This is a genomic window from Arthrobacter sp. UYCo732, assembly GCF_040547265.1.
Classification (GTDB): Bacteria; Actinomycetota; Actinomycetes; order Actinomycetales; family Micrococcaceae; genus Arthrobacter.
In genome coordinates this window covers 236,693-259,316 of record NZ_JBEPPJ010000001.1, presented here as the reverse complement: position 1 = coordinate 259,316, position 22,624 = coordinate 236,693, and the positions used below count along the sequence as shown (strand labels likewise).

The following is a 22,624-nucleotide window of genomic DNA, read 5'->3' as shown; positions in this document are numbered from 1 at the left end:
ACTTCCGGAAACTGCTATTTACGGCCGATAAACCAGTCCTGAAGCTTCCGCAACCTTGACTGCAGCTGCTCCTCGTTCGCCTGGGCCACGGCCGGGCCACCGCAGACCGTCCGCAGCTTGGTGTGCACCACACCATGCGGGGTCCCGGTCCGGGCGGACCAGGCGGCCACGTTCTTCGCCAGCTCATTGCGCAGGTCCATCAGCATCCGGTGGTCAGGTATGGCCGGCACCGGAGCGGCAGGCTCGGCTGCGGGTGCGCGGCGATTCTTCCGGTTGAGCTGATCGTGCTGCCGCTGCCGCAGCAGTGTACCCACCTGCTCGGCGTCCAGAAGCCCGGGGATGCCAAGAAAGTCCAGCTCATCCTCGGAGCCCACCTCTCCCCCAGTACCGAACTCGCCGCCGTCGAACAGCACACGGTCAAAGGACGCCTGCGAATCGAGGGCCTCAAACTTGCCCTTGGTGAGGCTGTCCGACGCCCTGTCCTCCCGGTTGGCATCAGCCATCAGCGAGTCCTCGGGATTGAACAGGCCGTCGCTGTCGTCCTTGTCGGGGCGGTCCAGCGCGTGGTCCCGCTCCATTTCCATGGAGTTCGCCAGCGCCATCAGCTGCGGCACGGACGGCAGGAAGACCGACGCCGTCTCACCGCGTTTCCGGGCACGCACAAAGCGGCCCACCGCCTGGGCGAAAAACAGCGGCGTGGACGTGGACGTCGCGTACACCCCAACGGACAGCCGGGGCACGTCAACACCTTCGGACACCATCCGGACGGCAACCATCCACCGTTTCTCGCTCGCGGTGAACTCCTCGATCTTCTCAGAGGCCTTCGCATCGTCCGAAAGAATCACGGTGGGCGACTCGCCGGTGATGCGCTTCAGCTGCCCGGCGTAAGCCCTGGCAGCCTCATGGTCCGTGGCGATGACCAGGCCGCCGGCGTCCGGAACCGAGCGGCGCACTTCACTGAGGCGTTTGTCCGCTCCGGCGAGGACCGCCGGTATCCACTCGCCGGTAGGGTTTAGCGCCGTACGCCAGGCATGCGCTGTGACGTCCTTGGTCACCGCGGCTTCGCCGAGGGAGGCGGCCATCTCCTCGCCGCCGCTGGTGCGCCAGCGCATCTGCCCGGAGTAGGCCATAAACATCACTGGCCGCACCACGTGGTCGCGGAGGGCGTTGCCGTAGCCGTAGGTGTAGTCCGCTTTCGAGCGGCGGATCCCGTCCCGGTCTTCCGCGTATTCCACAAAGGGGATGGGTGAGGTGTCGGAGCGGAATGGCGTACCCGTGAGGGACAGCCGCCGTGCGGCAGGATCAAATGCCTCGCGCAGGCCATCGCCCCAGGACAGGGCTTCGCCGCCATGGTGGATCTCGTCCAGGATGACCAGGGTGCGGGCAGCCTCCGTTTTAGCTCGGTGCAGCATGGGTTTGCTCGCCACCTGGGCGTACGTGACGGCCACGCCAATGAAGCCGCGGCCGTGCTGGCCATCGGAATTCTTGAAGTTCGGGTCGATGGCAATACCCACCTTGGCGGCGGCGTCGGCCCACTGCCGTTTCAGGTGGTCTGTGGGCGCCACGATGGTGACGCGGTTGACCGCCCCGGATTCGATGAGCATTGACGCGATACGCAGGGCGAAAGTTGTTTTACCGGCGCCGGGGGTTGCTACCGCCAGGAAGTCCCGGCGGCCGGACTTGAAGTAGAGGTCTAGGGCTTCCTGCTGCCAGGCACGGAGTTTTTGGGCGGTTCCCCAGGCTGCACGTTCCGGATACGCCGGGGGCAGGGTGGGGCCGCCAAAGAGCGTCTCCGTCACTACTTGTTGTTGCCTGAGTCCCCTCCGGGACCCTTGCCGCCGTCGCCGCCCGGGCGGAGGCCTTCGTAGACCTCTTTGCACTCAGGGCAGACCGGGAACTTCTGCGGGTCCCGGCCCGGGGTCCAGACCTTGCCGCAGAGGGCGATGACAGGCTCGCCTGTCAGCGCCGACTCCATGATTTTTTCCTTGCGCACGTAGTGCGAGAAGCGTTCCCGGTCACCGGGCTCCACTTCCTGGCGCAGCTCTTCGCGCTCAATGGTGGCCGTGGACGTTCCAGCCCCGGAAAGCTCACGCATCGGGTCGTTTTCGAGAGGGTCCGTCATGCTAGTCATGGCATCCATCTTAGCGTCCAAGGGCGGCTGACGTTCGACGCCGGGAGGGCCGTTTGCTTCCACCGCACCCTCCGCCGTCGTGCGGTCCCTATAAATCCGCTGGTTGGCGGCCGCCGCGGTGTGTCAGGTGTTACAGCCCCTGCCACGAAGGCTTGTGGTCATGGGTATGCCGGTAGAAGTCGGCAAGCTTCAACGAGGATGCCGCGGCCTCATCGACCAGGATGGTGGCGTGCGGGTGGAACTGCAGGACCGAGGCCGGGCAAAGCGCGGAGACCGGCCCTTCCACAAAGTCGCGGACTGCCGGCGCCTTCTGCGCCCCGGTGGCCACCAGCACAACATGACGGGCCTCAAGAATGGTGCCCAATCCCTGCGTCACCACATGGTGGGGCACCTCGGCAAGGTTGTTGAAAAACCGGGCGTTGTCGCGGCGGGTCTGCTCGATCAGGGTCTTGATCCGCGTCCGGGAGGCGAGTGAGGAGCCCGGCTCGTTGAAGCCGATATGGCCGTCCGAACCCACCCCCAGGATCTGGAGGTCCACGCCGCCTGCCGCCCGCATCCGGTCCTCATAGGCCCGGCATTCGGCCGGGATGTCCGCCGCGGACCCGTCAGGGGTGTGCACGTTCTCGGGGAGGATATTCACCCGGTTGGTGAACTCGCGCCGGAGGACTTCCCGGTAAGACTGCGGGTGCCCGGTTGGCAGGCCCACATATTCATCCAGGGCGAAGGCGTGCGCGGCGCTGAAGTCCAGCCCGCCACGCTCGTGCCGTGCTGCCAGCTCGTCGTAGACAGGCAGCGGCGAGGTGCCCGTGGCCAGCCCCAGGACAGCACCTGGCCTGCGCCGGAGCAGGGCCTCGACGGCGTCGGCCGCCAGCTTTCCGATCTGTCTGCCTCCTGGGAGGATGACAACTTCCACTGCCGGCCACCTTTCGGGTGTTCTGCTGCTCTCATGGACTGCGGGGTCAGCGGTTTACGGTCAACTGGGCCAGGAGTTCAGGTCCGCGGGCATCGAGCCATTTGCCACCCAGCCGGATGCCGGCCACAAACAGGCAAAGTCCCAGGACTGTCCCGACGGCCAGGTTGATCCAGCCGAAGGCGGCGTTGCCGGTGACCTGCTGTGCGATAAACAGGCCGGCTTCGGGCAGGACCAGCAGGCTTAGGACGCCCATGCCGCCGAACTGCACCGCCATGGTCTGGCCCACGTTGCCCGGCGGCTTCTTGAACGGGTTGTCGCCGGGCAGCGGCACGGCCACAGTGTAGCGGGCCGACACCACGGAGGACAGGCCCAGACCGGTGAACAGGATGCCCAGGCTCAGCCCCAGCTGGCCCGGCAGTGCCTCCCAGCCGCCGGTAAAGAAATACTGGCCCACAGCGACGATCAGCACCACAGGCAGTGCAAAGGCAAGGCATGCCAGCGCCCGTCCCAGCCGGTCGTCCACGCCCCTGACACCCGTAGCCACATGCAGGGCAAACGCTGTGTTGTCATAGGAAACATCCGCTGAGATGGACCACGCCAGCAGGAACGCCGCCAACGGTGCCGCCACCGCCAGGGCCCCGAAATCACCGGACTGGCTACCCTGGAAAACCAGCAGGACAGGCAGCAGCGGGACAACCACCAGCGAACCGGAATAGCGGGGATCACGAAGCCAGTACGTCAGCGACCGCGCCGTGGCAGCACCGGCCGGTGTGGCCGGCAGGAGGGCAAACAAACCCAATTTTCCGCCCTTCCGGCTGCCGCTCCCCGCGTACGGCGGGTTGACCAGGGCCCGTTCGAGAAGCAGCTTCCAGCACCAGGCCAATGCAGCGAGGGTGGCCACTGCCATCAGGAGTTTGATGGCGGCGGCGCCGAAGCGCCCGGCAGCGACATCTCCGCCGAGGGACCATGTAGCTCCCACGGGCGTCCACGAAAGGGTGGCCGCCAGGTCCGGCAGGAATCCGGCCGACGCGGAAACACCCCTGCCAACGCCGGCCACAATCGGCCCCATCAGGACCAACGGGATCATAAACGCAATGGCACTGATGTCCTTGAACCGGCGCGACGATGCCAGGCTGGCAGTGGCCGTGGTGACCACCTTGGAAAGGACAACACAGCTCAGGACGCCGACGGCGGCACCCACCAGTGCCGCACCCGCGGGCAGGGGGCCGCGGGCCCAGGTCCACACGGTGGAAAGCGCAACGAGCGCCGTTGCGAGCCCGGGAATGCCGATCAGCCCGCCGAGGGCCAGCCCGGCCAGGAGTTGGCGCATGGGGATCGCGGAGCTGGTGAACCGTGCGGGATCAAGGGTCATGTCCGCTGCCGAGGCTGCCACGGGAATGACGCCCCAGCCCAGGAGGGCGGCCGAGCCACCCAACACCACAACCGTCTGGGCCAGCCCGGTATCTGCGCTGCGCAGCAGGACCAGGGCCACCACCAGAGTCCCCACCAGGCCCAGGGCGTACAGCCCGCCGATGGCCATTCCCACCAGTTGCCAGGGGCTGCGGCGAAGGCCGTTGCGGAGCAGGGTCAGCTTCAGCTTTAGAAGGTGCGCAACCATTCCAGGCCTTCCGTGTGGTTGCGTCCGCCCACCAGCTGGACGAACCGCTCTTCCAGGGACAGCCCTGCCCGCACCTCGTCCACCGTCCCTGCAGCCAGCAGCCGTCCGGCTGCCACTACGGCAACGTGGTCGCACATGCGCTGGACCAGGTCCATCACGTGGCTGGAGACGATGACGGTCCCGCCGGAAGCGACATAACTGTCCAGGATGGACCGGATGTTGGCCGCCGAGACGGGATCCACGGACTCGAACGGTTCGTCGAGGACCAGCAGCCGCGGTGCGTGGATCAGGGCTGAGGCGAGAGCGATCTTTTTTGTCATCCCTGCCGAGTAGTCCACCACCAGCGTCCCGGCATCCTGGCCAAGGTCCAGGGCGGACAGCAGTTCCCCAACACGGGTGGCCACTACGTCCTTGTCCATACCGCGGAGCAGCCCGGCATAGGTGACCAGCTGCTCGCCGGTGAGGCGGTCAAAAAGGCGGACGCCGTCCGGGAGGATGCCCATCAGCTTCTTGGCCTCCAGCGGCCTGGCCCAGACATCAACGCCGTGGACTACAGCCGCACCGAAGTCCGGCCGCAGGAGTCCTGTGGCCATGGACAGCGTCGTGGTCTTGCCCGCGCCGTTGGGTCCCACAATGCCGAAAAACGAGCCCGCCGGGACATCAAGGCTGATGCCGTCCACCGCAATTTTTCCGCCGAACCGCTTGGCGAGACCGCGGATGGACAGTGCTGGTACCGGGCCGGAGCGCGGCACCGGATCTGGATTCGGAGCAGTCATACCGCCAGCCTAGTCCCGCGCCTTCGCCGGCGGAGTCCTCCTGAAGGGGTCGAGAAAAACGCGGAAGACCGCACTGTGGGCCAACCTGGCCGGATTGTCCTACCGCACCTTGCGGATGCGGATTGGCCCTTTGGCAGTGGACGGGTCAACCACCGAACCGCCCTGGGTGATCTGGACCTCGCCCGCATCCACCAGCCGCCGCGCGGCCTTTCGGGTAGGCTCCATGAGGTCGCGCCAATTCTCATCTCCAACAGCCCGGGCAGCATCCGAGGGGCAGATCGTGGAGGTTGCGGCCCTTGCAGCCAGAAGTTTTAGGATGCTCTCTTCCAGCTGCATACCAAGCTTGTCACTGGGTTTCTCATCAGAGGACTGCGCCTGTTCGCGCCGTTGGTGGGCCATCATGTGGGCGGCAGTCAGAATGAATGCCGCGGTACGGCACGGTCATACTGGGGTGCCCACTTGATGTCGTGGCCCAGTTCGAACGCCGCCCGGAGCCACCAGTGCGGGTCCCGGAGGGCGGCCCGGGCAATAAAAACCCCGTCGGCCTGGGCAGTCGCAACCGCGTGTTCCGCCTGCCCGGCGGAGGTCAGGAGACCCACGGTTCCGGTGGGAACACCGGTTTCGCGGCGGATACGGGCCGAGAATCCGGTCTGGTAGCCGGGGCCGGGAGTGATGTCCTGGTGGGCTACGGCTCCCCCGCTGGAGACGTCAATGAGGTCCACACCGTGTTCGTGGGCCTGCTTGGCGAGGCGGACGGATGCCGCGATGTCTATCCCGTTTGCCGCCCAGTCGGTGGCCGAAATCCGCAGCAGCAGGGGCATGGCTTCGGGGATGACGTTGCGGACGGCATCAACCACGGCGAGCGTCAGGCGGTTCCGCCCGGCCTCGTCCCCGCCCCAGGAGTCGGTCCGGGTGTTGATCAGCGGGCTCTGGAACTGGTGCAGGAGGTAGCCGTGCGCGCCATGGATTTCGAGGGTGTCGAACCCGGCGTCAACGGCACGCACGGCGGCCGCGGCAAAATCGGCGATGACTTCCACAATCTGCGCCTCGGTCATTGCTGCGGGTTCGGCATAGCCGTCAAACGCCGACGCCGACGGACCCACCGTGGCCCAGCCGCCGTCGGCTTCGGGCACGCTGCCCCGCTGCCCTGCGAACGGCCAGTAGGTGGAGGCCTTGCGTCCGGCGTGCGCCAGTTGGGTGCCGATCTTGGCCTCTGCGACGCCATGCCGGTGCACAAAGGAAGTGATGCGCGCCCAGGCCCCGGCCTGTTCGTCGTTGTACATTCCGGCGTCGCGGGGACTGATCCGGCCCGCCGCATTCACGGCGGCGGCCTCGGTGAGGATCAACGCGGCACCGCCCGCGGCGAAGGATCCCAGATGCATCAGGTGCCAGTCATTCGGAACCCCCGGGGCGCCGTCGGGACCGCAGCTGTACTGGCACATCGGTGACACCCAGCCACGGTGTGTTAACTCAAGCGACCGGAGCTTCAGCGGCTGGAACAGCGCGGACATCTAGAACAGCACCCGTGCCAGGGCCTGCCGGGCTTTCGCCACACGGTCGTCGTGGGTGCCAACCACGTCGAAGAGTTCCAGGAGCCGGACGCGGGCAGTTTCCCGTTCCGGACCAAAGTTCCGCCCGATGAAGCTGACCACCCGGTTCAGGGCGTCCTCCACATGCCCGCCGGCCACGTCCAGGTCCGCCACGCCCAGCTGGGCATCAATGTTGTCAGGTTCATCGGCAGCACGGGTGCGCAGAGCCTCAGTATCCTGGGCGGAAAGCGGCTGGAGCCGTGACATCAGCTCCACCTGTGCCAGGCCTGACTTCGCCTCGGTATCGGCCGGCATTTCCAGCAGGGCCTGGCGGTAGGCCACGGCAGCCGCCTCGTAGTCCCCGGCTTCGATGGCGTCGAACGCCGCCTGATGCAGCGGCGGCAGGGGTGCCGGTCCGGCATCCGAGGGTGCCCCCCCGCCGAGGCTGCCGGTGACGCCGTTCGCGGCGGCCACCTTTAATAGTTCATCCAGGAGCGGCCGGATCTGGGCTTCGTCGGCGGCGCCCTGGAAGAGCGGGACCGGTTGGCCCTTCACCACGGCCACCGCGGTGGGGACGGCCTGGACCTGGAATGCCTGTGCCAGCTGCGGGAAGGCGTCGATGTCCGCGGCGCCGAGCACCAGGCGGCCGCCATAGCTGTTAATGACCTGCTCCAGCGAGTCCACCATCGAGGTGGATTCGGGCGAGTAGGCGGCCCACAGCGCGAAGACCACCGGTACCTGGGCCGAAAGCTCCACGAGTTCCTGGAAGTTACCTTCGGTGACGTTCACCCGCAGCGGCGCGGCGCCGCCGTCGGGGGTTCCGTTGGGGGAGGTTCCGTTGGTGGCACTGGCACCCGCGACGGCACCCGCGCCACCGGGAACGGGCGGATTGCCGCCACCCGCGGGAGGCGCCTGGCGCTGTTTCAGGGCGGAAAGGTCGACGGCGCCACGCAGGTTAAGCAGGCTGGCAGCGGCTGGAGGGACTGGGCGGGAAGCTGGCGAACTCATGCTTTCCACTCTAGCCACTCCGGCCGCTGCCAGGAGTACTGAAGTACGCTTCCGGGGCTACTTGAAGCTTGCCCCCACGAGCCCGCGGGTAGCGGCAACCAGCTTCATGGGATCCGTGGAGCCGGCCGGCGGCACGTAGACGGCCATCGATTCAGCAAAGTTCAGCACCATGCCGGTGGTGGTTTCCTTGCCGCCGGCGAGCGCCGCGGCGTCGTCTCCGATGGTGAGTTTGTCGCCGGAGGCCTTGGGCGTGCCATCAAAACCGAAGTTGATCCGGCCCATCACCAGCGCGCCGCCGTCGGCGGTCCGGAACACCACGGTGCTTTCCGGCACCACGTTGTGGGTGAAAGAGAAGTTGCCGTTGGCGCCCGACGCAACCACCTCGGCCTGGTAGGACAGGGTGTCAGCGATGTACGGCGAGGATGCCCCCTCCACCAGTTTGTCCTTGAAGCTCGACTCGGAGTTGGTCAGGCGGTCGGCCAGCCCGGCGAGGGCTTCTTCGCCGCTGTACAGGAGACCGTCCTTGCCGTTGGCGGGCAAGGTATCGGTACCGTCCCGGCGGATGGCGGGGAAGGTGGTTCCCGGCTGCAGCGGAGTGGTCCCGGTCAGCCTGTAGTTCTCACGGGCTGAGGGCTGGACCAAAACGAGCAGCTGCGGGACCACGTTGCCGTCACCCTGCGTGACGGCCAGGACAGAGCGGGGCCAGCTGTGGTCGCTGGTGACCACCGTGGTGAGGAGCTTGGTGGAACGGACAGGCATCCGGGCTTCATAGGTGCCCACCTGGGAACGGATCTTGTAGTTCTGGGTGCGGACCTCAAGTTCTGTCCCGGCCACGCGGCCGGCCAGTTTGGCGGCGTCCCTGGCGGCGTCGCCGGCATCCGTTGCACTGGAGACCTGCTCGAGGATCCGGCGGAACTGGGCGTCCAGGAGCACGGGCGAGGACGGCTGGGCCGGGGCGGTGGACGCTGATTCCATGGAGGGGGCCGGGGCGGGCGACGTGGCAGCGTTTGCGGGGGCACCCGATAGTGCCACCACGGCGGCGGTCACAGCAGCGGTCACCATGCCGCCGGAAACCATGCTGAGCCGTGAGGAGGGCCTGGCCTCAACGTTGGCCCGGGCACGCCGTGCGAACAGGCTGCCCCGGCTGTCGCCTTCACCGTCGCGCTTGCGTGCGGAAAGAAATGCCAGTGCGATGCCGGCAAGGATCAGCAGTCCGCCTATAGCCATCAGGGGGACGGCCCACGGGGTGGAGGTGTCATTCGGGAACGTCATGGAGATCGACGACGGCGCCGGCTGGCTGCCGTCGGCGGCCAGCATCAGCGACCATTGGCCGTCAGCGGGAGGGGTCCACGTATATTCCAGCTGGCCGCTTGCGCTCTCGGTGGAAACCCACAGATCGGAGCCCGCCGGATTCGGTGCCGTGGCTTCGCCATCGGCGTGCTCCACGACGAGTGCGTCCTTCTTCCCGGAAACCCCCGTGACGGTGTTGTGGGCGGTCTTGCCAACCCAGGCATCCACGTCGTCGGGCCGGCCGACGGCAAGCAGGAAGTTGCCATCGCCCTCGATGTTGATCTTCACCGTTCCGCCCTGCTGGGTGCGCAGTTTCTGGTCGATGACGGTCAGGGGTGCCGCGGCGGCATCTGACGGGGCCGAAGCCGTGAAGGTCGCGGAGGGAGCCCAAATGGTTTTCTGGCCGACGCCGGCCAGAAGTGTCAGGAGGCCGAGCAGCACGAGTGCGACTGCAGTCTTGAAACGCAAAGGAAACACCAATCATCAGCGGGGGTTTAGTTTCAATAGTAACCGTTTTGTTACCGGAACCCCCGTTGGGGTGGGGCACAGCCCCCGGTGACAGCGGACCTTTCATCCTCTTGCCGGGCGCCCTCGCTCCTGCTGACAGGGCGGCTGATAGTGTTTGCGATGATCATCACACCGCCCGCTCATGCGGCGCCACGCACGGAACAGGCCTCAGAATCCAGTGACTGACAAGACGGAAGAGTCCTCCACGGGACACGACAATCACGCGGCTGCCGGCACCGGGCCGTCACTGCCGGAAAGTCCTGGGCCCCGGACTCACAGGGGGACGGCCGGCCGGGCACTGGGCGTAGTGATGCGGCGCCTGCGCCAGCCGTTGCCCGGCGCCCAGCCCAGGCTCCGGTTTGAGATACCGCCGGAATACATCCACACCGAAGACCAGGCCGCGGACTCCGACGAATCAGGCCGGCAGTTCGGCCGTCCGGGCCCCCGCATGTCTATGCAGCACCCCCTCTATGTGGGATTCATGGGCACCGTGGGTGTGGGCCTGGCATTGCTGGTCTACTGGATCGGCTCCAACACCACGCAGTTGCTCCTGTGGATTGTGGCCGCCCTCTTCATCGCCCTGGGCCTGGAACCGGTTGTCGGCTGGCTCGAAAACCGGAAGGTCCCCCGCCCGGCGGGCATCCTCGTGTCGGTGACCGTCCTCATCGGCGCTGTCGCCGGGTTCTTCGCCACGCTCATTCCCACCATCGTCCAACAGGTGACCCAAATTGTGGAGCAGGCACCCACCTGGGTCCGGGACTTCATCGATTCCGACTTTTTCCGCAGCCTGGACGACCAGTTCGGGGTGCGGGACCGGATCAACGAGGAACTGGATAAGTTCGTCAACAACCCCGAGGCCATGGGCGGGATCTTCGGCGGGGTGGTGGGCTTCGGCTCCACCCTGGCGAACGGACTCTTCGGCACCCTCATTGTCCTGGTGCTGAGCCTGTACTTCCTCGGGGCACTCCCAGCCATGAAGAAATGGGGCTACCGGCTGGCGCCGCGGTCCCGCCGCGCCCGCGTGGAGGCACTCTCCGAGGAGATCACCCGGTCCGTAGGCAACTACGTTATCGGGCAGGCCTGTGTGGCCTTGCTGAATGCCACGTTCGCTTTCATAGTGATGACTATCGTGGGCGTCCCGTTTGCCCTCCTGCTGGCCTTTGTGGTGGCGCTGCTGGCCTTCATCCCCCTGGTGGGCGGCATGATCGCAGGCATCGTGGTAGTCGTTATCTCACTGACCGCGGGCTGGCAGACGGCTGCCGCCTACGGCGTCTGTTACTTCGCTTACCTCCAGTTCGAGGCCTACTTCATCTCCCCGCGTATTATGCAGAAAGCCGTGGCGGTGCCGGGCGCGGTCGCCGTCATTTCAGTCATCGCCGGCGGCAGCCTCCTCGGCGTGCTGGGCGCCCTGATCGCCATCCCGACGGCGGCGGCCATCCTGCTCCTGGTCAAGGAGATTTACATCGCCCGCCAGGACAAGCACTAGGACCCGGCCATCGGCCCTGGCAATCACCGGGACCAGGCCACCCGGACCAGCCGCCGAGCGCCGATATTAGGCAGCCGAAGTAGCCACCGGACCGTTCCACTGCGTGGTTAGGCCGTGGGGACCGGAACCTGCTTCGGTCACCTCATCCACGATCTCGTTGAGCGCCCGGGAAGCGTACTTCTCCCCCACCCACAGGTGCTTGGCGCCGTCGACCCCCACCACCCGGGCCTGCGGCACCAGGCTGAAACGTTCAGCAGCAGCGGCGGGCTGGAGGTAGTCGTCATGCTCGGGCACCAGGACCGTCAGTGGCTTCGCGGCCTCCGCCCAGAGCCGCAGGTGCGCGTCGGTGGCCCGGTGCAGCGGTGGCGACAGCAGCACGGCACCCTCAATCTGGCTTGCCACCGGTTCAACCGCCCCGTACATCAGCGCCAGTTCGGTTCCGAAGGACCATCCCACCAGCCAGCGGTTGGGCAGTTGGCGTTCGACGGCGAAGCGCACGGCCGCCTCCACGTCCAGGCGTTCACCGATCCCCTCTTCGAACGATCCTGCGCTGGTGCCGCGCGGCGATGCGGTCCCGCGGGTGTTGAAGCGAAGCACGGCCACCCCGGCCAGGGCCGGGAGCCGGTAGGACGCCTTCCGGTAGACATGGGAGTCCATAAACCCTCCGTGGGTAGGGAGGGGATGCAAGGTGATCAGCGTCGCGGTGATGGGACCGGATTCCGGCAGCGCCAACTCCCCTACGAGTTTGTAGCCGTCCTCGGTGTGGAGTTCGATGTTCTCCCGCTTCGCCGGCAGGACCGTGGAAGCGCGGATGGGTGACGGGCCCGTGGGCTGGCTGAATTCGTACGACGCCGGATCAAAAGTCATGCCTGCCAGCATAGCGACTCCGGGCTGGCCCCGTCCCCGCTGCACTGCCGCAACTCAGCGGTAGCGGTACGTCCGGGACAGCCAGCAGTTGGTGTGCCAGTGGCGGCGTTCGGCGAGGCCTGCGGCGGCGCCGAACAGGTGGTCGTCCTTCCACACCACCAGGTGGGCCACGCCGGGAACAACTGCAGTGGAGCAGCCAGGGCAGATGTAGGTCTTTTCCGCGTTCCTGGCGGTCATCGTCCTGACCATCCACTCGCCGTCGGGGGCGCTTTCCCGCCGCGCAATCCCTGCCCGTGCGCGTTCCAGATCCAGCTCCGGGACCTCGCCGTTGCCCTTCTTGCCGGCCACCTTGCCGGCAAGGCTCCCCTTGGCGGCCGCACCCTTTCCGGCGGCAGGGCGGCGGGGACGGTTGGAACGCGGCATGCCTCCATTCTGCCCTAGCCCCGGTAGTGTGTACGGCGTGCGACTTGTCATAGCCCGATGTTCAGTTGATTATGTTGGCCGGCTCAAAGCCCATCTCCCCCTTGCCACCCGGCTCCTGCTGGTCAAGGCCGACGGCTCCGTGCTGGTCCATTCAGACGGCGGTTCCTACAAGCCGCTGAACTGGATGAGCCCGCCGGCAACCCTGCGCGTGTCCACGCCTGAGGATGTTGACTTGGAGCTTGGCGTGACCGAGCAGTGGACTGTCCAGTCCGCCAAAACCGATGACCGCCTCATCATCAACATCCACGAGCAGATCCATGAGTCCTCCCACGATCTGGGGGTTGATCCAGGCCTGATCAAGGACGGCGTCGAAGCGGACCTGCAGCGACTGCTTGCTGACCAGATTGAAACCCTCGGAAGCGGCTTCTCGCTGGTCCGACGCGAATACTTCACCGCCATCGGGCCAGTGGACATCCTGGCCCGGGACGCCAACGGCGCCACTGTAGCGATCGAACTGAAGCGTCGCGGCGACATCGATGGCGTGGAGCAGTTGACCCGCTACCTGGAACTGCTGAACCGGGATCCGCTGCTGGCACCTGTCCGCGGAATCTTCGCCGCCCAGCAGATCAAGCCCCAGGCCAAAGTCCTGGCCAACGACCGCGGCATCGACTGCATCACGTTGGACTACGATGCCATGCGTGGAGTGGACGACACCGAATCCCGGCTGTTCTGACGCCCGGCACATGCCCATCTGTGCGAATAGGCCTCTGACGAGGGGATTCATGCTGTTTTTACCCAAGATTGTCCGGCTTGGCCGTTGACCAGACGGGGACGGCATGAAATTCTTAGATCAGTCTTTGTGTACGTGTTTTTTCATGCTCGCAAGACAAGTTGCGAGCGCGAAGTGTCTGCACGGCCTGTTCAATCGGGACGGCAGTGAAGGATTCTTCTCGCGGAGTGACCAAGTCCAGCACGAGGTGTGCCGGACTTAGACAAATCCATCATGAGGAGAAACAAATGGCACAGGGAACCGTCAAGTGGTTTAACGCTGAAAAGGGCTTCGGCTTCATCACCCCGGATGACGCGGATGGCGATGTCTTCGTTCACTACTCCGAGATCCAGACCGGTGGCTTCAAGACCCTCGACGAGAACCAGCGCGTTCAGTTCGAAATCGGTCAGGGCGCCAAGGGCCCCCAGGCTACCGGCGTAACGCTGGTCTAGTACGTGCAGGAAGTCGCCGCGTTGCGGCTTCCAGCAATAGGATCCCCGGCACCCGTGCCGGGGATCCTTGTTTCCGGCCGGATCAGCCCACCAGTTCGCGGACCAGCCGTGCGCCCTGCCGCAGGGAGAGGCCCGGCAAGTAGGCACGCGTAAGTGCCCGGCCAATGGCGGGCAACTGCAGTGGATCCTGGTAGTACAGGTACAGGGTCCGGTACTCCGGCTGGAAACGCGATTTGAAGGCGGCCAGGGACCGGAACCCGTAGACAGGTTCCAGCGCATGGCCCACCACGTCAAGGATGCGGACCAGGTTCTCGGCGGGTACGGGGTCCTGCGGGGCAATGCCCCCGGGCGCCCCGTCGCCGGGCTCCGCGCCGTCCGGCAGGCTCGCGAGAGGCGAGCCGGAGAGCGAGATCACGGGTACTGAGTCACGCAGTTCCACCACCGCCGCGGCGATCAGGAACTCCATGACGCCGGGAAATCCTTCAGTGCCGCGCCGCATCACATCCAAGGTACGGCTGACCAGTTTCCCGTCCTCGTAGACCGGCAGCCAACTGGTAATCCCATGCACGTTGCCGTCCGTGTCCACGGCAAGGCAGCACAGGACTTCATCGTCCATCAGTTCATCGATGGTGCCCAGGGTAAAGCCCATTTCCGGCACCGTCTTGGCTGCGGCCCATTCCTCCGATACTTCGCTGAGCCTGGCCCGCAGAGCCGACGGGAGTTGGTTATACGTCCCCCAGACAGCGGTGACGCCCGACTTGACCGCCCTGTTCCGCGCGGTGCGAACGTTCTGCCACTCCTTGCCCTTGAAGTCAAGTTCCCGGACGGCCAACCTGGTTTCCTGCGCTACCGCCACCCGCTGAAAACCCAAGCCGCGAAGCAACGGCCACAATGCGCCGTCACAGGAGTAGAAGGCCGGGGCCAGGGCGCGACCGCCGCAGTAGTTGATGAAGCCCTCGGCGGTCCGTTCGCGGGAGGTGCGGGGGCCAAACGGGCCGGCAAGCGTCAAGGCCACGCTGCCGTGCTGCTGGTACGCCACCGCGCCCCGGCCATCGGGGCTAAACCAATAGCGGTTCGGTTCCCAAAGGGCCATCCACGACAGGGAGTCGCCGCCCTCGTGGAGCAGTCGGCGGGCTGCGGCCCGGTCAGCGTGCCCCGAATTGCTGACATGGTGGCGCCCTACCAGCACTATCCAGACGCCGACCAGCGCCACCAGCCAGAAGACCGGACCGGCATAACCGAAGATCAGCGCCTCCACGCTGTCGCGTTCGGCGAAGACCCTGCGGTAGAGGTTCGGCAGGGGAACCGGAAGGTACTGCCTGGACAACTCGGCCAGCAGACCCAGCGGGCCGCCATCGCGCATCATTCCACCCGCGGCCAGCCAGGCCAACGAATAGGCACCAACCAGGACCAGCCACACACCGCCCACCACCACGCCCAGCCGGCGACGGGCCGCGGGGACGGTCTCCACGCGGAACTGGCGCCGGTTGACCCACAGCAGCACGGACAGCACCAGGGGTACCGCGACCAGGGGCAGGATATGGGCAAAACCTGACCCCATGGCGGCGGTCTGCGGCCGGGACGGATAGTGCGGAATGACGGCGAACAGCCCCAGGTACACGGCTGCGAGGGCCGTAACTGCCAGCTGGATGACCAAGGTGATACGAAGTGCCATGCTGCGTCCACGGCGCATGCCGTCGGCACAGATCAGGAGCAGGACTACCGGAACGACGGCCAGGGCCAGCCCAAAGGGGCCCGCGAAGCCCGCGCGCCCCACCTCCAAACAACTGGCCTCCACGGTGGACCCGCAGTTCGCCTCCAGCTGGCCCAAGGTGGGCACCGGATTCAGCAGCACGTCCCGTAGCAGGGCCAGCGGACCCGTAGGCGTCCGGGCGATAGCTGTGAGGATGGGTCCGACGGCGAAGACGGCTACCGTGAGCGCGAGCAGGTTCCTGGTCTCGCGGCCCGTCGAGCGGGGTGCATGGAGGGGGCCGAGGTCGACCTCCTGCCACCAGCTGACTGCAAGGCCCACCAAGGCCCCGACCAGCCCGATGACCGTCTCCGCATGCCCGACGTACAGGACCAGCAGCAGTGCCACGGAAAGAACGAGCGTCCACAGCCGGCGCCGCCAGAGAACCGGCAGCCTGCCGCTCGCTGCCATGGAAACTGCGAGGATTGCGGCGTACGGACCAATCAGGGCGTTCTCCGTCATCAGGCCCAGCCAGCCGTCCCCCACATAGTGGGCCAGCTGAGTCAGCAGCAGGAACACGGTAACGGCGGCAAACTGGCCCGCCAGGAGGAGCGCGGCAGTCTGGAGTGCGCCAAGCTTCTTCTCCGCCACGCCCAAAAGCAGCAGGATCATCACAGAGGCCACGACATAAGCCAGCGGATTCGTGGCAAAGAACAGTGACGTCACCAGGGACCACCAGTTCCCGGCCCGCAGGCCGGGAGCGCTGACGCCGGCGAGCGGCAGGAGCTCCTCCGGCGGCCCGCCGAGGAAGCTGTCGGTCAGTAGTCCCGCCACCAGGAACAGACCAAGGAATCCCAGAGTCAGGGGCACCGACCGGAGATAGCCGGCGAACCGCTGAACAGCCGGCACCCCCACGGTGGACCAGAACAGGGCCGGGGCAGAGGCTTCACGGACGGTCTTCAACGCTCCCACCCCCAGTGCTGGGCAAGCAACTCAAGCCCATTATCCATGCCCGGCGTCAACATGTCCCAGGAATGGCCGGTCTTTTGAACCGCGTCCGTCCGCACAGTGAATCCTGCCCCGCTCGCCGCCGTCGCAAGGGTCTGCATGTTTGCCACAAACTCCTGATCGTTGGCTCCCGCGGCGAAGTAGCCCACCTTGCCGGAATAGTCACGTTCGCCGAGCAGGGTCAGGGGAAGCTGGGCATCGAAGGCCTCGGTGTCCCCATGGAACGCGGCATCGATAGTTTTTTGACGTTCTTTGGCAACCGCAGGCTCGCGTTCGCTGGCGAAGGCGAGGAAACCTGTATAGCGGTCGGGATGGCGGGTCACCATCTGAACGGCGCACGTGGCCCCAAAGCTGAAACCGCCCACCGCCCATTGCCGGGGATCCTGGTCAACGTCCAGGGTGTGCACGATCCAGTCAGGCACATCCACCGAGAGATAGGTGTCCGCTTTGGCAAGGTCACTGTCCATGCACAGATTGTTGGCGTTTTGGCTGCCGTTGGGATCCACCACCACCACCACGGGCGCCACTCCCCCGTGCCGGTCTGCGAAACTCTCCATCCGTGGCAGCAGGGAGCCGCCTGTAAGCCAGTCAGCGGGACCACCGGGCTGGCCGGGAACCAGCACCAGGACCGGAAGGCTGGGACGGTTCGCGGCGAAGTAGGCCGGCGGAAGATAAACGTAGGACGTACGCGTCTGGAGCCCGGAAGCGGTGCCGGGAATGGACACGGTGCGCAGAACGCCGTTGTCAGGCAGTGTACCGGCGGCCGTCCACCCGGTGAACGGCAGGGCAGGTGTTCCGGGCTGGTGCATCAGGGCGGGTTCAAGGGCAGGGATGCGGCTAATGGCGGTGCCCGTCAGATCAGCGATGGTCCGGTTGAGGCCGAAGTAGGCGTTGACCTGCACAGTTGACAGCAGGAGGACGGCCGCAAACGCCACCACGTCGAGCCCTCGGCGCCGCCATGAATCGAAGCGAACGCGGAGCAGCAGGACCAGCAGCGACGCAGCGGCGGCAAAAACCCACGTCAGAACGGCGTAGGGTACGTCGTTGGGGAAAACCGACGTCAGGTAGATCAGCATCCAGTGGATCAGCAAGACCAGGCCTGCAGTGACGGCCAGGGCGGCGGCAACGCTGAGTAACCAGCGGCGGCGGCCAGGAAGCCTCGGAAGCCAAAGCAGGAACGCCGCTCCGGCAGCACCAAGTACCCAGGCGGACCAATACAGCGGCCCGCCCGTCAGCCGGATATCCTCGACCCAGTCCACGTGCCTAGCGCCACGTGCCGACGCCGATGACAGGACCGGCTTCCAGCCAGGAAGATAGACCCGTGTAGGCATCGAACTTCATGGCCAGCCGCAGGTCCTGGCCTTCGCAGCGCAGTTCCACGATCACGACGTCGGGCTGTACCTTGACTGCCTCGGCTTCGGTGGGCTTGCGCCGGCCCAGAAGTTCCAGGGAACTGCGCTTGAACTTATGTTTGGGCCGCAGGCTCAGGGACGCCAGGCGGAACCATTCAAGGTCGTTGTCCTGGTAACGACAAACCCCCATCTGCCAGCTGTTTCCAACCGTGCAAATGGAGGCGTCCACCGTGCCGAGGGCACGCCGCAGATTGAAGCGGCGCACCCCCACAAGGCACAGGGCAAATATCAGCAATCCAAAGGTGATTGCCAGGGCGATGAACGTAAAAGTGGGCGCGTCCATCAGGGTCGTGCTAGCGGATCCCAGCAGTAGCCGCGTCACCCAGTTGGGCGTTGTCAGCAACAATCACCACGCGGTTGTTGTCGACGGAGAAAAATCCGCCGTCAACAGCCACGGCAATGCGGTTCCCGGAAACCGGCTCAATGGCCAGTTCACCTTCGGCCAGGATCGCCAGCAGGGGCGAGTGGCCGGGCAGGATTCCGATCTCACCATCACTGGTGCGGGCCTTGACCATCGTGGCCGCTCCGGACCACACGAAGTGGTCCGCTGCGACAATCTCAACCTCAAGCTCAGCCATATTACTTGGTCTGTTCCTGGATCTTGGCCCACTGGCGCTCAACATCGTCCAAGCCGCCGACGTTGAAGAACGCCTGCTCTGCAATGTGGTCAAGCTCGCCGTCGCAGATGGCAGTGAAGCCTTCAACCGTGTCCTTGATGGTGACGGTAGAGCCCTCGACGCCGGTGAACTGCTTGGCGGTGTAGGTGTTCTGGGAGAGGAACTGCTGGATACGGCGTGCACGCGACACAACGATCTTGTCCTCTTCCGACAGTTCGTCAACGCCAAGGATGGCGATGATGTCCTGGAGTTCCTTGTTCTTCTGCAGGATCTGCTTCACGCGGACAGCCGTGTTGTAGTGGGCCTGACCGATGTACTGCGGGTCCAGGATGCGGGACGTCGACGTCAGCGGGTCAACGGCCGGGTACAGACCACGGGAAGCAATTTCACGAGAAAGTTCCGTGGTTGCGTCGAGGTGTGCGAAGGTCGTGGCCGGGGCCGGGTCGGTGTAGTCATCTGCGGGAACGTAGATGGCCTGCATCGAGGTGATCGAGTGGCCCTTGGTGGACGTGATGCGCTCCTGGAGGAGGCCCATCTCGTCAGCCAGGTTGGGCTGGTAGCCCACGGCCGACGGCATGCGGCCGAGGAGGGTGGAAACCTCGGAGCCTGCCTGGGTGAAGCGGAAGATGTTGTCGATGAAGAGCAGCACGTCCTGGTTCTGCACATCGCGGAAATACTCCGCCATGGTCAGGGCAGACAGTGCAACTCGAAGACGCGTTCCCGGCGGCTCATCCATCTGGCCGAATACAAGGGCGGTGTCCTTGAGGACGCCTGCCTCTTCCATTTCGACCCAGAGGTCGTTACCTTCACGGGTACGCTCGCCAACACCGGCGAATACAGAGGTACCACCGAAGTTACGGGCCACACGGGTGATCATTTCCTGGATCAGAACCGTCTTGCCCACGCCGGCGCCGCCGAACAGGCCGATCTTTCCACCCTTGATGTACGGGGTGAGAAGGTCAATGACCTTGATGCCGGTTTCCATCATCTCGGTGGAACCCTCAAGCGTCGCAAAGGCCGGGGCCTTGCGGTGAATGGGCCAGCGCTCGGTGATCTCGAGTTCGGCCTCCGTCACGTCAAGCGGCTGTCCGAGGACGTTGAAGATGTGCCCCTTGACGACGTCGCCGACGGGCACGGAGATGGGGGCACCGGTATCCACCACAGCGGTACCGCGGACCAGTCCGTCGGTTGCCTGCAGGGAGATGGCGCGAATCACGTTGTCGCCGAGGTGCAGGGCAACCTCGAACGTGATGGTCTTGGTCTCACCGTTGAGGGTAATCTCGGTGGTGAGTGCGTTGTAAATCGAGGGGATTGCGTCAGCCGGGAATTCGACGTCGACAACCGGGCCAATAACACGTGCAATACGGCCGGTAGCACCGGTCGTCGCGGCTACGTGTTCGGTAGCAGTGGCAGTCATCTCTCTCACTTCACTCAGTAGATGGCGTGGGGTTAAGTTTGTTCTTTAGTGCAGGTACAGCTGGACCGGACCGGGCTAGGACGCGTTCAAGGCGTCGGCACCGGCAACGATTTCAGAAAGCTCCTGCGTAATTTCAGCCTGTCGGGCTGTGTTGCGCAGACGCGTGTACTTCTTGATAAGGTCCGTGGCGTTGTCGCCGGCAGACTTCATCGCCCGCTGGCGGGCTGCAAGCTCGGAAGCTGCGGCCTGCAACATGGCGGCAAAAATGCGTGACTCGATGTAGCGCGGCAGCAGGGCATCAAGGACCTGTTCCGCCTCCGGCTCGAATTCGTAGAGCGGCAGGAGGTCCGACTCGGACGCCGCCTGCTCTTCAACAACCTCGAGCGGCAGCAGCCGGATAACCGTCGGCTCCTGCATCACCATGGACTTGAAGCGGGTGTAAACGACATGGATCTCGTCCACGCCACCCTCTTCATAGTCTGCCGCGAAGGCTTCGAGCAGTGCCGCGCCGACTTCACGTGCAGTTCCAAACTCGGGCGCATCCGTGTTGCCGGTCCACACCCGCTCGTAAGGAAGGGTGCGGAAGTCAAAGTACGCCTGCGCCTTGCGGCCCATCACATACGTCTTGACTTCTTTGCCCTCTCCGCGGAGCAGTTCGTTGAGGCCAACCGCCTGCTTAAGCACACTTGCCGAATAGGAACCGGCAAGGCCGCGGTCAGCACTGATGACCAGGACGGCGGCCCGGCGGATCTGCTCCGGTTCGGTGACCAACGGGTGGTCGATTTCGCTCTGGCTCGCGACAGCAGAAACGGCACGCGTAATCGCGTTTGCGTAAGGCAGTGAAGCCGCTACGCGTGCGCGGGCCTTGCCAATGCGCGAGGTAGCGATCAGTTCCATCGCCTTGAAGATCTTGCGCATCGACGTGGTCGAGCTGATCTTCTGGCGGTAGACCCGAATCTGGGCTCCCATACTTTTCCTTTCCTAAGATCCCGATGGCCGGGACTGCCGGAACCTCAAAGGTCCCGGCAGTCCCTGCCAGCGAAACTAGCGCTTCTGCTTGACGATTTTTTCCTGGTCAACGTCACCCTCGGAGATAGCGTCGTGCTCCTCGTGGCCGGCGCCTACCAGGCGGTTGTCACCTTCACCGAAGAAGCCCTTTTTGAAGGCCACGATTGCAGTCTTCAGTGCTTCGGCAGTGTCATCGTCCATAACGTTGGTCTGCGCCAGCGTGGTCAGGATGGAGGACTTGTGCTTGAGGTGCTCCAGGAATTCGGTCTCAAAGCGGTTGATGTCCTCAACCGGAACCTCGTCGAGGTAGCCGTTGGTACCGGCCCAGATGGACACAACCTGGTTCTCGATCGGGAACGGAGAGTACTGGCCCTGCTTGAGCAGCTCCATCAGGCGGGCACCACGGGTCAGCTGCTGGCGCGATGCGGCATCAAGGTCCGAAGCGAACATGGCGAAAGCCTGCATGTCGCGGTACTGGGCCAATTCCAGCTTCAAAGTACCGGAGACCTTCTTCATGGACTTGACCTGTGCAGCACCACCAACGCGGGACACAGAGACACCCACGTCGACAGCCGGACGCTGGTTAGCGTTGAAGAGGTCCGACTGCAGGAAGATCTGGCCATCGGTAATGGAGATCACGTTGGTCGGGATGTAGGCAGAGACGTCGTTTGCCTTGGTCTCGATGAGTGGCAGGCCGGTCATCGAACCGGCACCGAGCTCGTCAGAGAGCTTGGCACAACGCTCCAGCAGGCGGGAGTGCAAGTAGAAGACGTCGCCCGGGTAAGCTTCGCGTCCCGGCGGGCGGCGCAGCAGCAGTGACACTGCACGGTACGCCTCGGCCTGCTTGGAGAGGTCATCAAACACGATGAGGACGTGTTTGCCGCCGTACATCCAGTGCTGGCCGATGGCCGAACCGGCGTACGGTGCCAGGTACTTGAAGCCTGCGGGGTCAGACGCCGGGGAAGCCACAATGGTGGTGTATTCCAGAGCGCCGTTGTCCTCAAGGGTCTGACGGACAGCCGCAATGGTGGATGCCTTCTGACCGATTGCCACGTAGATGCAACGCACCTGCTTGGTCACGTCGCCGGAAGCCCAGTTGGCCTTCTGGTTGATGATGGTGTCGATAGCGATTGCCGACTTGCCGGTCTGGCGGTCACCGATGATCAGCTGACGCTGGCCGCGGCCGATCGGGATCATGGCGTCGATAGCCTTCAGACCGGTCTGCATCGGCTCGTGGACCGACTTACGCTGGGTCACGCCGGGCGCCTGGAGTTCCAGAGCACGGGTGGTTTCGGCCTTGATCTCGCCGAGGTCGTCGATGGGCTGGCCCAAGGGGTCAACCACACGGCCGAGGAAGGCGTCGCCTACCGGTACGGACAGAACCTGACCCGTACGGTGGACTTCCTGGCCCTCTTCGATTCCGGTGAAGTCACCGAGTACGATGACACCGATCTCGCGGACGTCAAGGTTCTGGGCCAGGCCCAGGGTGCCGTCTTCAAAGCGAAGCAGCTCGTTCGCCATGACCGAGGGAAGGCCCTCAACACGGGCGATGCCGTCACCTGCGGTTGTTACACGGCCAACCTCTACGCGCTCTGCGTTTCCGGGTTCGTAGGACGCCGCGAACTCGTTCAACGCATTACGGACGTCGTCGGCGTTGATGGTCAATTCGGCCATCTGCAGTCCCTGCTCTCCTGTTTTCGTGA

The 22,624-nt window shown here is 65.1% G+C and carries 21 protein-coding genes; 3 read left to right on the top strand and 18 right to left on the bottom strand.

From position 1 onward, the window contains the following. Nucleotides 1-14: 14 nt before the first annotated feature. The 9 genes from ABIB45_RS01165 to ABIB45_RS01125 all read right to left on the bottom strand — a co-directional run bounded on the left by ABIB45_RS01165 (nucleotide 15) and on the right by ABIB45_RS01125 (nucleotide 9,733). Nucleotides 15-1,799: a DEAD/DEAH box helicase gene (locus ABIB45_RS01165; protein WP_354214056.1), complete on the bottom strand. Its 1,785-nt coding sequence runs from the start codon at nucleotides 1,797-1,799 to the stop codon at nucleotides 15-17. Next, nucleotides 1,799-2,140 carry a DUF3039 domain-containing protein gene (locus ABIB45_RS01160; RefSeq protein WP_354214055.1) on the bottom strand — a complete coding sequence of 114 codons (342 nt, stop codon included), beginning with the start codon at nucleotides 2,138-2,140 and terminating at the stop codon, nucleotides 1,799-1,801. The genes ABIB45_RS01165 and ABIB45_RS01160 overlap by 1 nt, the downstream gene beginning before the upstream one ends. A gap of 121 nt (nucleotides 2,141-2,261) precedes the next feature. Then, nucleotides 2,262-3,044, bottom strand: coding sequence for a glucosamine-6-phosphate deaminase (gene nagB / locus ABIB45_RS01155; RefSeq protein WP_354214053.1), 783 nt, complete (start codon nucleotides 3,042-3,044; stop codon nucleotides 2,262-2,264). Nucleotides 3,045-3,090: 46 nt separating this feature from the next. Continuing rightward, nucleotides 3,091-4,662 carry a transporter gene (locus ABIB45_RS01150; RefSeq protein WP_354214052.1) on the bottom strand — a complete coding sequence of 524 codons (1,572 nt, stop codon included), beginning with the start codon at nucleotides 4,660-4,662 and terminating at the stop codon, nucleotides 3,091-3,093. Continuing rightward, nucleotides 4,644-5,438: an ABC transporter ATP-binding protein gene (locus ABIB45_RS01145; protein ID WP_354214050.1), complete on the bottom strand. Its 795-nt coding sequence runs from the start codon at nucleotides 5,436-5,438 to the stop codon at nucleotides 4,644-4,646. The genes ABIB45_RS01150 and ABIB45_RS01145 overlap by 19 nt, the downstream gene beginning before the upstream one ends. A gap of 99 nt (nucleotides 5,439-5,537) precedes the next feature. Next, nucleotides 5,538-5,774 carry a DUF3253 domain-containing protein gene (locus tag ABIB45_RS01140; RefSeq protein ID WP_354214048.1) on the bottom strand — a complete coding sequence of 79 codons (237 nt, stop codon included), beginning with the start codon at nucleotides 5,772-5,774 and terminating at the stop codon, nucleotides 5,538-5,540. 77 nt (nucleotides 5,775-5,851) lie between these two features. Next, entirely contained in the window at nucleotides 5,852-6,949 is a 1,098-nt protein-coding gene (locus ABIB45_RS01135) for an NADH:flavin oxidoreductase/NADH oxidase (RefSeq protein WP_354214046.1), read from the bottom strand. Further along, the gene (locus tag ABIB45_RS01130) at nucleotides 6,950-7,975 is read right to left on the bottom strand and encodes a tetratricopeptide repeat protein (protein WP_354214044.1); all 1,026 of its coding nucleotides are present in this window, start codon (nucleotides 7,973-7,975) and stop codon (nucleotides 6,950-6,952) included. It lies immediately after the preceding gene. Nucleotides 7,976-8,032: 57 nt separating this feature from the next. Then, on the bottom strand, nucleotides 8,033-9,733 hold the full coding sequence (locus ABIB45_RS01125; protein ID WP_354214042.1) for a DUF8094 domain-containing protein: 1,701 nt from the start codon (nucleotides 9,731-9,733) through the stop codon (nucleotides 8,033-8,035). Between the two features lie 349 nt (nucleotides 9,734-10,082). On the opposite strand from ABIB45_RS01125, the gene ABIB45_RS01120 reads away from it, so the two are divergent. Then, nucleotides 10,083-11,258, top strand: coding sequence for an AI-2E family transporter (locus tag ABIB45_RS01120; RefSeq protein WP_354214409.1), 1,176 nt, complete (start codon nucleotides 10,083-10,085; stop codon nucleotides 11,256-11,258). 66 nt (nucleotides 11,259-11,324) lie between these two features. On the opposite strand, the gene ABIB45_RS01115 is transcribed toward ABIB45_RS01120, so the two are convergent. Both ABIB45_RS01115 and ABIB45_RS01110 read right to left on the bottom strand, forming a co-directional pair. Beyond that, nucleotides 11,325-12,125, bottom strand: a complete 801-nt coding sequence (locus ABIB45_RS01115; protein ID WP_354214041.1) for an alpha/beta hydrolase — start codon at nucleotides 12,123-12,125, stop codon at nucleotides 11,325-11,327. 54 nt (nucleotides 12,126-12,179) lie between these two features. Further along, complete coding sequence (locus tag ABIB45_RS01110; RefSeq protein ID WP_354214040.1) at nucleotides 12,180-12,548, bottom strand: Rv1322 family protein; 369 nt, start codon at nucleotides 12,546-12,548, stop codon at nucleotides 12,180-12,182. 37 nt (nucleotides 12,549-12,585) lie between these two features. Between ABIB45_RS01110 and nucS the strand changes: the two genes are divergently transcribed. Next, nucleotides 12,586-13,281: an endonuclease NucS gene (gene nucS, locus ABIB45_RS01105; protein ID WP_354214039.1), complete on the top strand. Its 696-nt coding sequence runs from the start codon at nucleotides 12,586-12,588 to the stop codon at nucleotides 13,279-13,281. A 284-nt stretch (nucleotides 13,282-13,565) separates the two neighbouring features. Beyond that, nucleotides 13,566-13,769 (top strand): cold-shock protein, encoded by a 204-nt coding sequence (locus tag ABIB45_RS01100; protein ID WP_050687909.1) that lies wholly within the window; start codon nucleotides 13,566-13,568, stop codon nucleotides 13,767-13,769. An 82-nt stretch (nucleotides 13,770-13,851) separates the two neighbouring features. Here the strand turns inward: ABIB45_RS01100 and ABIB45_RS01095 are convergent, their stop codons facing one another. The 7 genes from ABIB45_RS01095 to atpA all read right to left on the bottom strand — a co-directional run bounded on the left by ABIB45_RS01095 (nucleotide 13,852) and on the right by atpA (nucleotide 22,595). Beyond that, on the bottom strand, nucleotides 13,852-16,422 hold the full coding sequence (locus ABIB45_RS01095) for a bifunctional lysylphosphatidylglycerol flippase/synthetase MprF (protein ID WP_354214038.1): 2,571 nt from the start codon (nucleotides 16,420-16,422) through the stop codon (nucleotides 13,852-13,854). Continuing rightward, nucleotides 16,419-17,726 carry an alpha/beta hydrolase-fold protein gene (locus ABIB45_RS01090; protein ID WP_354214037.1) on the bottom strand — a complete coding sequence of 436 codons (1,308 nt, stop codon included), beginning with the start codon at nucleotides 17,724-17,726 and terminating at the stop codon, nucleotides 16,419-16,421. Before ABIB45_RS01090 ends, ABIB45_RS01095 begins: the two co-directional genes overlap by 4 nt. A 4-nt stretch (nucleotides 17,727-17,730) precedes the next feature. Continuing rightward, complete coding sequence (locus ABIB45_RS01085) at nucleotides 17,731-18,162, bottom strand: DUF2550 domain-containing protein (protein WP_354214036.1); 432 nt, start codon at nucleotides 18,160-18,162, stop codon at nucleotides 17,731-17,733. Nucleotides 18,163-18,172: 10 nt separating this feature from the next. Next, nucleotides 18,173-18,457 (bottom strand): F0F1 ATP synthase subunit epsilon, encoded by a 285-nt coding sequence (locus tag ABIB45_RS01080; RefSeq protein ID WP_354214035.1) that lies wholly within the window; start codon nucleotides 18,455-18,457, stop codon nucleotides 18,173-18,175. A gap of 1 nt (nucleotide 18,458) precedes the next feature. Next, a complete protein-coding gene (gene atpD / locus ABIB45_RS01075; RefSeq protein ID WP_354214034.1) occupies nucleotides 18,459-19,913 on the bottom strand; it encodes a F0F1 ATP synthase subunit beta in 1,455 nt (484 codons plus the stop codon). A 75-nt stretch (nucleotides 19,914-19,988) separates the two neighbouring features. Next, on the bottom strand, nucleotides 19,989-20,882 hold the full coding sequence (locus tag ABIB45_RS01070; protein ID WP_354214032.1) for a F0F1 ATP synthase subunit gamma: 894 nt from the start codon (nucleotides 20,880-20,882) through the stop codon (nucleotides 19,989-19,991). Nucleotides 20,883-20,957: 75 nt separating this feature from the next. Next, complete coding sequence (atpA, locus tag ABIB45_RS01065; protein WP_185260921.1) at nucleotides 20,958-22,595, bottom strand: F0F1 ATP synthase subunit alpha; 1,638 nt, start codon at nucleotides 22,593-22,595, stop codon at nucleotides 20,958-20,960. Between the last annotated feature and the right edge of the window lie 29 nt (nucleotides 22,596-22,624).